The 11,143-nt window shown below is 72.2% G+C and carries 11 protein-coding genes; 6 read left to right on the top strand and 5 right to left on the bottom strand.

What is annotated here, in order from left to right; genetic code table 11:
* Window positions 1-693 precede the first annotated feature (693 nt).
* Window positions 694-1,302 carry a GNAT family N-acetyltransferase gene (locus ACIA8N_RS34985; RefSeq protein WP_365784046.1) on the top strand — a complete coding sequence of 203 codons (609 nt, stop codon included), beginning with the start codon at window positions 694-696 and terminating at the stop codon, window positions 1,300-1,302.
* Window positions 1,303-1,330: 28 nt separating this feature from the next.
* On the opposite strand, the gene ACIA8N_RS34980 is transcribed toward ACIA8N_RS34985, so the two are convergent.
* Together ACIA8N_RS34980 and ACIA8N_RS34975 are read right to left on the bottom strand one after the other, a co-directional pair.
* Window positions 1,331-1,978, bottom strand: a complete 648-nt coding sequence (locus tag ACIA8N_RS34980) for a DUF4291 domain-containing protein (protein ID WP_399416882.1) — start codon at window positions 1,976-1,978, stop codon at window positions 1,331-1,333.
* 70 nt (window positions 1,979-2,048) lie between these two features.
* On the bottom strand, window positions 2,049-2,489 hold the full coding sequence (locus tag ACIA8N_RS34975; protein ID WP_365784048.1) for a helix-turn-helix domain-containing protein: 441 nt from the start codon (window positions 2,487-2,489) through the stop codon (window positions 2,049-2,051).
* 99 nt (window positions 2,490-2,588) lie between these two features.
* On the opposite strand from ACIA8N_RS34975, the gene ACIA8N_RS34970 reads away from it, so the two are divergent.
* Window positions 2,589-4,082 (top strand): MFS transporter, encoded by a 1,494-nt coding sequence (locus tag ACIA8N_RS34970; RefSeq protein WP_365784050.1) that lies wholly within the window; start codon window positions 2,589-2,591, stop codon window positions 4,080-4,082.
* A 29-nt stretch (window positions 4,083-4,111) separates the two neighbouring features.
* The gene (locus tag ACIA8N_RS34965; protein WP_365784052.1) at window positions 4,112-4,429 is read left to right on the top strand and encodes a DUF6401 family natural product biosynthesis protein; all 318 of its coding nucleotides are present in this window, start codon (window positions 4,112-4,114) and stop codon (window positions 4,427-4,429) included.
* A 21-nt stretch (window positions 4,430-4,450) separates the two neighbouring features.
* On the opposite strand, the gene ACIA8N_RS34960 is transcribed toward ACIA8N_RS34965, so the two are convergent.
* From ACIA8N_RS34960 to ACIA8N_RS34950, 3 genes are all read right to left on the bottom strand, one after another.
* Window positions 4,451-5,281, bottom strand: a complete 831-nt coding sequence (locus ACIA8N_RS34960; protein ID WP_365784054.1) for a hypothetical protein — start codon at window positions 5,279-5,281, stop codon at window positions 4,451-4,453.
* An 85-nt stretch (window positions 5,282-5,366) separates the two neighbouring features.
* Window positions 5,367-6,395: an EamA family transporter RarD gene (gene rarD / locus ACIA8N_RS34955; protein WP_365784056.1), complete on the bottom strand. Its 1,029-nt coding sequence runs from the start codon at window positions 6,393-6,395 to the stop codon at window positions 5,367-5,369.
* Window positions 6,396-6,486: 91 nt separating this feature from the next.
* Window positions 6,487-7,353 (bottom strand): SDR family oxidoreductase, encoded by an 867-nt coding sequence (locus ACIA8N_RS34950; protein WP_365784058.1) that lies wholly within the window; start codon window positions 7,351-7,353, stop codon window positions 6,487-6,489.
* Between the two features lie 123 nt (window positions 7,354-7,476).
* On the opposite strand from ACIA8N_RS34950, the gene ACIA8N_RS34945 reads away from it, so the two are divergent.
* The 3 genes from ACIA8N_RS34945 (at window position 7,477) to ACIA8N_RS34935 (ending at window position 11,143) form a co-directional block, all read left to right on the top strand.
* Window positions 7,477-7,881: a helix-turn-helix domain-containing protein gene (locus ACIA8N_RS34945; RefSeq protein ID WP_365784060.1), complete on the top strand. Its 405-nt coding sequence runs from the start codon at window positions 7,477-7,479 to the stop codon at window positions 7,879-7,881.
* Between the two features lie 143 nt (window positions 7,882-8,024).
* Window positions 8,025-8,840, top strand: a complete 816-nt coding sequence (locus ACIA8N_RS34940; RefSeq protein ID WP_365784062.1) for a hypothetical protein — start codon at window positions 8,025-8,027, stop codon at window positions 8,838-8,840.
* The gene (locus tag ACIA8N_RS34935) at window positions 8,837-11,143 is read left to right on the top strand and encodes a bifunctional serine/threonine-protein kinase/ABC transporter substrate-binding protein (RefSeq protein ID WP_365784064.1); all 2,307 of its coding nucleotides are present in this window, start codon (window positions 8,837-8,839) and stop codon (window positions 11,141-11,143) included. The genes ACIA8N_RS34940 and ACIA8N_RS34935 overlap by 4 nt, the downstream gene beginning before the upstream one ends.

The following is an 11,143-nucleotide window of genomic DNA, read 5'->3' as shown; positions in this document are numbered from 1 at the left end:
GGCGCTCAGCGAGTCCCGGAGGCGGCGTGGCTGGGCTTCAGGCCCCGCTGGTCATTGTGGGTGGGTGGTTGGGGTGGTGGCCGGTAGATAACTCTTCTCTCGGTGGTCCGGTATGGGTTACTTGTACCCTTTGGGTGGGATTCCTGGGGCTGTTACCGCTGGTAGGGCGGAGTTATCTACCTCTCCCACCCACCAAGAGTCACCAGCGGGGCCTGAAGTCCAACCACCCCACCTCCCCGACCCGCTAAGCGGAGCCCGACCGCCCCATTCAACTTCCGCGCACCCCGAACCGACCGCGACGGACCCGCCCGCCCGTCACCACTAGCCAAGCCCCCACCCGCTAACCGTCAGACGCACGCCAACCCCTGGCCGCTGCCCGGGGCTTCGCGGGGCCCGGCCCCCGGACCGCCCTCCGAGAGGTCTTTCGCTCCTGGAGGTGGTGGGTCAAGGGTGGAGCGAAGCGGAATCGGCGAAGCCGACGCGACGCAGGAGCGCCCTTGACGCACCGCCGGAAGGAGCGACTCTCGGAAAGAGGGCGGTCCCACCCGCGCCAGGGAAGTCGGCCCGCCCCTGGAGCCCGCCCCGGCCGCGTCACGAAGCGCCCTCCGCCCTTATGGGCGGGGGCCGTCGTGCCGTCCGGCTGGGTCGTACCCCGCCACTGTTCAAGATCGTCCGGGGTGCAGAATGAACCTTATGCCTCTGTCGAACACCCCGAAAACGGCAATAATCGACGACGCCCCGATGGTCAGCGGCGTGCTGGCCCGGGCCTTTCGTGACGACCCGATGATGCGCTGGTTCTTTCCCGACGACGCCTCGCGCGAGGCCGGTCTCGGCCGGTACTTCACCACCCTCTTCGCCCGCCAGTACGGCCTGCACGGTGTGTGCGAGCGCACCGACGCCGCCGCCGCTTTCTGGGTGGCGCCGGAGGGGCAGGACAAGGCCGTTCCCGACGCGGAGACCGTCCAGGAGCTCCAGGAGATCCTCGGTGACCGTGCCGGTCTCTTCCGCGCGGCTGTCGAGGCTGCCGCCGAGCACTCGCCCCAGGAGCCCCACTGGTACCTCGCGGTCATCGGCGCCGACCCTGCCGCCCGGGGGCAGGGCCACGGATCCGCGCTGCTGCGCTCCGGCCTCGCTCAGGCCGACGTGGCAGGCCTGCCGGTCTACCTGGAGTCCTCCAAGCCGGACAACCTCCCCGTGTACGAGCACTTCGGCTTCGTCGTCCTCGGCGAGGCGAGCCTGCCGGGCGGCGGTCCGACCCTGTGGGCCATGCGGCGCGCGCCCCGCGACCCGTCGGGCGTCTGAGCCGCCACCGGCGGCCTGGGCTTCCCGGTCACGGCGGCGGCCGCCTGGGCTCCTGTGCCCTCCGCACGCGGAGGTGGTCCAGGAGGCCTGCGGGCTCCGGGTACGGCTCCTCGTTCGGCAGCAGCCTGCGGGCGCCTTCCAGGTCGCCCGAGCGGACCAGGCCGCGCACGTCGTGGGCGAGTGGCGTCACGTCGCTGACCGACACCGTCCACTCGTCCGCGTACCGGCGAGAGGCCTCGCCCGAAAGCCCGAGCTGCAGCGAGCGGTACGGGAGTGCCCTGAGCTGCGGGTCGCGCTCCGGGTCCCACTGGACACGCGTCGGCGCCTCCCTCAACTGCCGCTTCCAGGAGGCCTGGTCGGGGTGGAACCCGCGCTCGTAGTGGGAGAGGCAGGCGTTCCGCAGGGCCCACTCGAAGCCCTCGCGGGTGATCTCCACGGCGAGGACCGTCTCCTGCCCCTCCTTCGTCCCCCAGCCGGAGCGGTACATCATCCACAGGAACGACGGCTTGATCCACGTCATCCGGTCCCGCTTCCAGGTGGCCGGAAACCGGCCCTCGCGGGCCGCGGGCAGGCCGATCTCCGGTCGGTACGCCTGGTAGACGGTGACCGTACGGTCGGTGTGGAGCGCGCGGATCCGGTACTTCGGCTCATCGATGGCCGGCTTACGTTCTTCCATGGGCCCCAGGATGGGCGAAGTCGCCCGGGGAGGACCACCGGTTATCCGTGGCCCTCCCCGCGTGACGTCCTCAGGACGCCGTCGCCGCCTCCTTGGCGTCGTACTCCTCCCGTGCCGCCGCGATCTCGTTCTGGTGCCGCTCGGTCCAGGTGACCAGGGAACGGATCGTGGTGTGCAAGGTGCCCCCCAGAGCCGTCAGTTCGTAGTCGACGCGCGGCGGCACCACCGGGTGGACCGTGCGCTTCACCAGGCCGTCGCGCTCCAGCTGGCGCAGCGTCACGGTCAGCATGCGCTGGCTGACGCCGTCGATCTCGCGCTTCAGCTCGGTGAAGCGCAGGACGCGGCGGTCGAGGAGGGCGATGACCAGGAGGGACCACTTGTCGGCGACCCGGTCGAGGATCTGCCGCACCTCGCAGTCCTCCCGGGTGTCCCACTGGAAGGGGTCGGCGTCGCCCTCCGTTGCGTACGTTCCCGCGCAGTGACTCGGTTCCTTCAAAGTGCCTTCTTCCATGGCACCCGATGGTCCCGCAGGATGCAGGTGGTTACAAGAGGGAACCGACCCTCGGATCGGTAACCGGCCATCCCAATCCGTCGTGCCCTGGAGGCAGTTGTGTCCCTACGCGCCTGGAGTCTGCTCCTCGTCCTCTCCGGGACGATCTTCCTCGAAGGCATCGACGTCGCCATGCTCGCCGTCGCCGTCCCCACCGTCCGCGCCGACCTCGGCCTCACCACCGGCACCGCCGCCTGGGTCATGTCCGCGTACGTCCTCGGCTACGCCGGCTTCACGCTCCTCGGCGGCAGAGCCGCCGACCTGCTCGGACGGCGCCGGATGCTCCTCGGCTGGCTCACCGTCTTCCTGCTCTTCTCCGGCCTCGGCGGCCTCGCCGACGAGGGCTGGACCCTGATCCTGGCCCGCTTCGTGACGGGCGTCGCCGCCGCCTTCATGACCCCGGCCGCCCTGTCGATCATCACCACGTCCTACGAGGAGGGCCCGCAGCGCAACCAGGCGCTCCTGGTCTTCGCCGGCACCGCCGCCGGCGGCTTCTCGCTCGGGCTCGTCATCGGCGGACTGCTCACCCAGCTCGGCTGGCGCTGGGTCTTCTTCGCCCCGGTCCTCCTCGCCGCCGCCATCCTGGCCGCCGCGATCGCCCTGGTCCCGAAGGAGCCGCGCCCGGCCCGTGCGAAGGACTCGGCAGGGGCGGGGGACTCGGTCGGCGTGAAGGGCTCGGGTTCCGTGCGGGGCGGCTTCGACCTCGGCGGGGCGCTCACCGCCGCCGGAGCCATGCTGCTCCTCGCCTACGGCATCATCCGTCTGGAGCACGGGCTCAGCGGCTGGCAGCTCACGGCCGCCGTGCTCGCCGCCGGACTCCTCCTCGTCGCGGCCTTCGTCGCCGTCGAGCGCCGGGCCGCCGCCCCCCTCGTCCGCCTCGGCATCCTCCGCAAGGCCTCGCTCGTCCGCGCCGACCTGGGCGCCCTGCTCTTCGTCGGCTCCTTCTTCGGCTTCCAGTTCGTGGCCACGCTCTACCTCCAGGAGCTGCGCGGCTGGTCGTCGCTCCAGACGGCGCTCGCCCTCCTCGTGATGGGCGTCGACGCGGTCCTCGCCCCGACCCTCACCCCGCGGCTCGTGGCCCGGTTCGGCAACGCCAGGGTGATCCTCGGCGGCTTCGTCCTCGCCGTCGTCTCCTACGCGCTGTTCCTGCCGGTCGGCCCGGACTGGTCGTACGCGGCGATGTTCCCGACGCTGTTCCTGACCGGGCTCGCGTTCGCCCTGGCGTACGGGCCGCTCACCATCGCCGGTACGGAGGGGATCGCCGAGGAGGAGCAGGGGCTCGCCGGCGGACTGCTCACGACGGCGACCCAGTTCGGCTCGGCGGTCGGCATCGCGGCGGTCACCGCGGTGTACGGCCTGGCGGGCGGCGGCCTCGACGGCTTCCGTGCGGCGCTCGTCGTCCCGCTGGTCATGGTCGTGCTCGGCGCCGTGATCACGGCGACGGGGGTACGCGGCGGGGCGGCCCGCGCGCCGCGGATCCCGGAGGCCACAGAGGCCACAGAGGCCACAGAGGCCTCGGAGGTCCCGCGGCCTGCGACGAACGTCACGGTCTGAACGCCCTCACCCGCACCTAATGTGGAGGGATGGACCTTTCGCCCGGCTGCCCGCTGATCGGCGTCGTCGCCACGTACATGCCCCGGCTCTCGGAGTTCACCTTCGAGCCGGGGCTCGTGGCCGCCGTCGACCAGCACGCCGCCGCCGTGTGCGACGCCCTGATCCCCGCCCAGCGGGGGACGGAGGGCCGGATGCTCCGGCGCGAGGAGCTCGCCGACTACGTCCTCGGGTTCACCGACTGGCTCTCCGAGGTCGACTGGACCGAGCCCGTCGGCCACGACTTCGCGACCCTGCGCCTCACGGCGGTCTGCTGGCTGATCAGGGAGCACGACCTGCTGGCCGTGTGAGACGGGATCCGGTACCTGGATCTACATCGGGTCCATCGGAGGAGGTTCCTGACCGGGACGCCGCTCCATCGGCTCCTGCCCCTCGCCCCGCACCATGCGCTCCTGCGTCGCCGGCATTCCACTCCGGGCGTCCTCGCGGCCCCGCTGGTAGGCCGCGACCTGGTCCTTGGCCCGCCCGGTCTCGACCTCGGCCGCCGACAGCCAGCGCTCCCAGCGTCCCCGCATCGGGGTGATGAGACCACCGCCGACGCCGACGATGACGACACCCGCGATCGTCGCGAGCACGGCCGTGAGCACCGGCCCGGTCACCGAGGTCGCGATGCCCGCCTGGCTCAGCGCGGCGATCACGCCGAGGCCGACGATGAACGCCCAGGCCGCCGTGGCGAGGACCTTGCCGTAGGACGTCTGGCTCAGCGCGCCGCTGATGATGTCCCGTACCGCGCGGGCGATGGCCATGGCGACGACGACGATGACGCAGGCGACGATCGCCCTCGGCAGCCAGGCGACGATCCCGTTGATCATGACGCTGACCGGGTTGGGCCCGAAGACCCCGAAGGCCAGCTGGAGGGCGATCAGCAGGACCGCGTAGTAGAGGATCTTGGCGATGATGCCGGTGGCGTCGTACTTCGACCCCTTGAGGGTGTTCGAGACGCCGCTGCGCTCGGCCATCCGCTCGAAGCCGACGCGGCGCAGCAGCCGGTCGGCGACCTTGGCGATCATCTTGGCGACGAACCAGCCGATGAGCAGGATCGCGAGGAAACCGATGAACTTGGGCACGAATTCGGCGACGGCGGACCATGCGTCCGTGAATCCCTGGCCGAAGTCGACCGAGAGGGCGAGGGGCTGCGCCATGGAGCCATCTCCACTCGGAAGGGCCCCTCTGGTTCGGGGGCCTGGACCTCCGACGTAACTACGGCGGGGCCGCCTCCGCCCCCGGTCAGCGTCCCGGCTGGGCCGAAGGGGTGGAAACCGCCATGGTCCCGGTCTCTTCACCGGCGTGTCCGGTGGCGGGCGGCACGGGTGCACCGGTCCCGGCCGCGCCCGCCTCGGCCGCGCCCTTCGCCTTCTCGACCGCCGCCCGGCTGCGGCGGGAGGTGCGCAGGGCGTCCCAGGTGAGGATCGTCAGGGCCAGCCAGACGAGGGAGAAGCCGGCCCATCGCTCCGGCGGCATCGCCTCGTGGAAGTAGAGGATGCCGAGGAGGAACTGGAAGGTCGGCGCCAGGTACTGGAGGAGGCCGAGCGTGGACAGCGGTACGCGGATCGCCGCCGCCCCGAAGCAGACGAGCGGGACCGCCGTGACGATGCCGGTGGCGGCGAGCAGGAGCGTGTGGCCGGTGCCGTGGGAGCCGAAGGCCAGGCCGCCCTGGCCGCCGAGCCAGACGAGGTAGCCGAGGGCGGGCAGGAACTGGACGGCGGTCTCGGCTGCGAGCGATTCGAGGCCGCCGATGTTGACCTTCTTCTTCACCAGGCCGTACGCGGCGAAGGTGAAGGCGAGGGTGAGGGAGATCCAGGGCGGCTCTCCGTATCCGACCGCCAGGACGAGGACGGCGGAGAAGCCGATGCCGACCGCCGCCCACTGCGCCGGGCGCAGCCGTTCCTGGAGGACGAGGACGCCGAGGGCGATGGTGACGAGCGGGTTGATGAAGTAGCCGAGGGAGGCCTCGACGACGTGGCCGGTGTTGACGGACCAGATGTAGAGGCCCCAGTTCACCGTGATGACGGTGGCGGCGACGGTGATCAGGCCGAGCTTGCGCGGGCTGCGGAGGAGTTCGCGTATCCAGCCCCAGCGGCGGAGGGCGAGCAGGGCGAGGCCGACGAAGGCCAGGGACCACACCATCCGGTGGGCGAGGATCTCGATCGCCCCGGCGGGCCTGAGGAGCGGCCAGAAGAGCGGGACCAGTCCCCACATGCCGTAGGCGCCGATCCCGTAGAGCAATCCCGCTCGCTCCGTGTCGTCCGTCTTCACCGGACCTCCCGCCCTGTGTCGCGCTGTCCTGTCGAAGGTAGCGCCGCACAGGGTGGCTTGTCATGTCCGTACCGCGATACGGTCATGACGCTCAGGAGGCGTTCAGCGCTTCCTTGATCGACACGGCGATCGGGGTGGTGGGGCGGCCGATCAGGCGGTTCAGGTCGCCGGTCTGCCGGGCGAGCGCGCCGTGCTCGACGGCCCGGTCGACGTCGACCAGGATCTCGGCGAAGGGGGCGGGGACGCCGGCGCCGGTGAGGATCGCGAGGTGGGTCTCGGCGGGGACGCTGCTGTACGCGATCTCCCGGCCGGACTGGGCGGCGACCTCGGCCGCGTACTCGGCGAGCGACCAGGCGGTATCGCCGCTCAGCTCGTACGCCCGGTTCAGGTGCTCCTCGGCGGGGCCGGTCAGGACGGCGGCCGCGGCGGCGGCGTAGTCGGCGCGGCTGGCGGAGGCGATCCGGCCCTCGCCCGCGTTGGAGACGACGGCGCCGTGGGCGAGGACGGGGGCGAGGTTGGCGGTGTAGTTCTCGGAGTACCAGCCGTTGCGCAGGAAGGTGTACGGCAGGCCGGAGGCGAGGATCAGCCGCTCGGTCTCCTTGTGCTCGGCGGCCAGGTCGAAGTCGGCCTCGTCGCCGCCGAGGACACCGGTGTACGCGAGCTGGGCGACGCCCGCCGCCTTGGCCGCGTCGATCACGGCGGTGTGCTGGGCGACGCGCTGTCCGACCTCGCTGCCGGAGATCAGGAGCACCCGCTCGCCGGCCTCGAAGGCGTCCGCCAGGGTCTCGGGACGGCTGTAGTCGGCGATCCGCAGCTCGACACCGCGCTCCGCGAGGTCGGCGGCCTTCTCCTTGTTCCGTACGACGGCGGTGACGGACGCGGCGGGGACGCCTGTGAGGAGGGCGTCGATGACGAGACGGCCGAGGGCTCCGGTGGCTCCGGTGACGACGATGCTCATGGTGCTTCCTTCTCCCGTGGGGGTGCGGTGGGCGGTGCACTCACCGGTACTCACCGTACGAGGGGCGCTGTCATTTAGAAAGTACCCACTTTGAAGTAAGGTACTGGTATGGGAGTAAGTGAGATGAGCGAGAAGCCGAAGGCGCTGTTCACGGACGTCGTCGGCGGCGTGTGCCCGGCCCGCCTCGTCCTGGAGCACGTCACCAGCCGCTGGGGCGTCCTGATCCTGATCGCGCTGCTGGAGCGCTCGTACCGCTTCAGTGAGCTGCGCCGGAGGGTCGGCGGCGTCAGCGAGAAGATGCTCACGCAGACGCTCCAGGCCCTGGAGCGCGACGGCTTCGTCCTGCGCGTCGCCAGGCCCGTCATCCCGCCCCACGTCGACTACAGCCTCACCGCCCTGGGCGAGGAGGCCGCCCGGCAGGTCTCGGAGCTCGCCCGCTGGACCGACAGCCGGGTCCCGGAGGTCGAGGAGGCCCGCGCGCGGTACGACCAGGCGCGTCGCGAGAATGCCACGGATCCGTCCCAATGACGCTGTAACCGGGGCGAGTTGTCAGTCCCGGGCCGTACGATCGGCTCACCGTTCGTGGGGAAACCGTGAGGGACCGTGGGGGGACTGTGGTGTACGGGGAGCGGAAGCTTCAGCGTGTCTGCCGTGCCGTGGTGGTGGGCGGGATGCTGGGCGGGGTGGTCCTGACGGGCTGTTCCGACGGGGGTGACGACGGGAGGAGACCCGACGGCAAGGGGAGTACGAGCACGTCGGCCGCCCCGACCAAGGCGTCCCCGACCACGCCCGACCCGACCACGGCGTCCCCGGTGCCCACCGCCCTCCCCTTCGTCCCCGACCCGAAGCGCGCGCCGAAGACCGAGGCCGACGCCAGGCGGATCGCCCTCGCCGTCGTCGCGGGACCCGACGCCTGGGGCCCGGACTACGTGAAGCGCACCCCGCACCTCAGCGACCCGGCCTACTGGCCGGTGCTCGGTGCCGACTGCTCCTGGGGGACCGGCACGCGGCCCGCCACCGTCCTCCACAGCGTCACCGCCTACAGCGAGATCCCCGCCGACGGCGCCCTCGGGAACCTCCGGGTCGCCGCCACCGTCACCGTGCACCGCACGGAGGCCGACGCCGACTGGGAGATGGCAGGGACCCTGGAGGAGGCGCTCCGCTGCCCCGACCAGAAGCTGCGCGACGGCGAGCGGATCTCCGGCCTCATCTCGCTCGGCAACCCCTTCGGCACCGGAGGCAACTTCACCGCCCACGACTCCCTCGGAGAGCGCGGGACCTACCTCAACGACGCGGTGAAGGGGAAGCAGTTCTACGGCTGGTACCAGTCGCGGATCGGCCAGGTCACCGTCGCCACCGTCGTCAAGGGCGCGCCCGGCTACAGCGAGCAGGAGGGGACCGGCACGGTCGGCACGGTCACGTCCCAGGTCCAGGCCCTCGTCACGATGCTCCAACGCGCCGAGGACGAACTGGAGGTCAAGTCATGAGCCCCGTCGACCCCACTGGGCCCGTCGACCCCACTGGGCCCGTCGACCCCACTGGGCCAACTGGCCCTTCGGCCTCTGTCCCCGAGCCCCGCCGCGTTCCCGAGCCCGGCGCCCTCCAGCCCCTCCTGCCCGCCGATCCGTCCGTCATCGCCGGCTACCGGCTCCTCGGCCGGCTCGGTGCCGGCGGCATGGGCGTCGTCTATCTGGGCCGTACGGAGAACGGCGAGCTCGCCGCCGTCAAGGTCACCCACGCCGACCAGGCCGACCAGCCCGACTTCCGGGCCCGGTTCCGCCGCGAGGTCGAGGCCGCCCGCCGGGTCTCCAGCCCCTGGGCCGTCCCCGTCACCGGCGCCGACCCGGACGCCCCCGAACCCTGGATGGCCACCGCCTTCGTCGCGGGCCCCTCCCTCGGCGAGGCCGTCACCGCGCACGGCGCGCTGCCCGAGCGGAGCGTCCGCCTCCTCGGCTGGGCCGTCGCCCGCGCGCTGTCCGCCGTGCACGCGGCCGGACTCGTCCACCGGGACGTCAAGCCGGGCAACGTCCTCCTCGCCGTCGACGGGCCCCGTCTCATCGACTTCGGCATCGCCCGCGCCACCGGCGAGACCGCCCTCACCGCCACCGACATGGTCGTCGGCACCCCCGGCTTCCTCGCGCCCGAGCAGGCCGAGGCCCGCACCGACGCCATCGGCCCGCCCGCCGACGTCTTCGCGCTCGGCTGCCTCCTCGCGTACGCGGCGACCGGCCGCCCGCCCTTCGGCACCGGCGCCGTGGACGCCCTGATGTACCGGACCGTCCACGACGAACCCGACCTCACCGGCGTACCCGAAGGGCTGCTCGACCTCGTCAGGGCCTGCCTGGCCAAGGATCCGGCCGCCCGGCCCACGGCCGCGGAGATCGGCGTCCGGCTCACCGAGGACAGCCCCGCCGGCGGCGCCGAATGGCTGCCCGCCCCCGTCGTCCGGACCATCGCCGAACGCTCCGCCCGGATGCTCGCCCTCCCCGAGATCGACGCGACCGGGGCGGGCACCGGGCCGGCGGAACCGCCCCGGCGCAGCCGTCGCGGCTTCCTGCTCCTCGCCTCCGGCGCCGCCGTCCTCGCCGTCGGCGGGGGTTCCTTCGCCGCGTGGGCGGGACTCAAGGACGACGAGACCGACGGTGAGGTGGACGGCAAGAAGCCCGCGCCGCCCCGCACCACCTGGAAGATCGGCGTCCTCGCCGACCTCTCGGGGCCGGGGAAGGAGATCGGCCTCGCCCAGGAGCGCGGCGCGCGCCTCGCCGTCGAGCGGTTCAACGCCCGCAAGGACAAGCCGTTCACGCTCGAACTCAAGGTCTCCGACGAACGCGGCGACCGGGCCACGGCCCTGGAGGCGGCCGGCAGGCTCACCACCGACCCGGGCGTGCTCGCCGTCCTCGGTCCCACGTCGGACGACGTCGGGCAGGCCGCCCTTCCTGCCTTCGAGGAGTCCGGTCTTCCGCTGATCACGGTCTCCGCCGGGTTCAACCTCCTCACCGTCCGGGACGCGGAGAGCGCACCGAACACCACCGTGCTGCGGGCGATCCCGCACCACCCCTTCGCCGGGATGCACCTGGCCTACGCGGTCACGCTCCTGTCGGCCATCCGCAGACCCGGAGTCCTCCAGGACCGCACCGACGACGCGTACAGCTGGCAGCTCGTCCGGGGTGCCCACTTCGCCTTCGGGCAGGCCGGTCTCACGCCCCACTTCCGCGTGGTCCCGGCCATCGCGCGCGACTACCGTTCGGTCCTGGGCGAGATGATCGACGCCGGCATGGACGCCTACGTCCACTGCGGAGTCCGGGAGACCGCCGTCCTCGCGGCCCGCGCGCTCAACGAACTGCGCTTCACAGGCCCCCGGTTCGCCGGTCAGCACGCCTTCGGGCCGGCCTTCCTGAAGGAGGCCGGTGCCGACGCGGAGGGCTGGTTCTTCGGCGCCCCCGTGCTCGACGCCGTCTCCCGCAAGGAGGCCGCCGGCTTCGTCGCGGCCCACCGCAAGCGGTTCGGGGCCGCCCCCGCGTACTACACGGGGGAGTCGTACGACGTCGTCACCATGACCCTGGACGAGCTCGCCCGGCGCGCGAAGGCGGGCGGGGGCCCGGCCCGCAAGGGGCTCTGGCAGGCGCTGAGGAAGCAGAAGTACACGGGTGTCATGGGTGGTTACACCTTCGACGAGAGCGGTGACCTCACCAACGGCGGGACCTTCGTGCACGCCGTGCAGAACGGCGCCTACAAGGTGATCGGCCCCGCACCCGTCGTCCCGGCGGACAAGGGGAAGCGGAAGGCCTGA

The organism is Streptomyces sp. NPDC051822, from assembly GCF_044452745.1.
Taxonomy (GTDB): Bacteria; Actinomycetota; Actinomycetes; order Streptomycetales; family Streptomycetaceae; genus Streptomyces.
Note: the sequence above shows the minus strand (reverse complement) of the source record. Positions and strands in the feature narration are given on the sequence as shown.

Coding starts and splice junctions, on each gene's coding strand:
- ACIA8N_RS34985 (WP_365784046.1), top strand. CDS start 694: ATGCCTCTGTCGAACACCCCGAAAACGGCAATAATCGACGACGCCCCG.
- ACIA8N_RS34980 (WP_399416882.1), bottom strand. CDS start 1,978: ATGGAAGAACGTAAGCCGGCCATCGATGAGCCGAAGTACCGGATCCGC.
- ACIA8N_RS34975 (WP_365784048.1), bottom strand. CDS start 2,489: ATGGAAGAAGGCACTTTGAAGGAACCGAGTCACTGCGCGGGAACGTAC.
- ACIA8N_RS34965 (WP_365784052.1), top strand. CDS start 4,112: ATGGACCTTTCGCCCGGCTGCCCGCTGATCGGCGTCGTCGCCACGTAC.
- ACIA8N_RS34960 (WP_365784054.1), bottom strand. CDS start 5,281: ATGGCGCAGCCCCTCGCCCTCTCGGTCGACTTCGGCCAGGGATTCACG.
- ACIA8N_RS34950 (WP_365784058.1), bottom strand. CDS start 7,353: ATGAGCATCGTCGTCACCGGAGCCACCGGAGCCCTCGGCCGTCTCGTC.
- ACIA8N_RS34945 (WP_365784060.1), top strand. CDS start 7,477: ATGAGCGAGAAGCCGAAGGCGCTGTTCACGGACGTCGTCGGCGGCGTG.
- ACIA8N_RS34940 (WP_365784062.1), top strand. CDS start 8,025: ATGCTGGGCGGGGTGGTCCTGACGGGCTGTTCCGACGGGGGTGACGAC.
- ACIA8N_RS34935 (WP_365784064.1), top strand. CDS start 8,837: ATGAGCCCCGTCGACCCCACTGGGCCCGTCGACCCCACTGGGCCCGTC.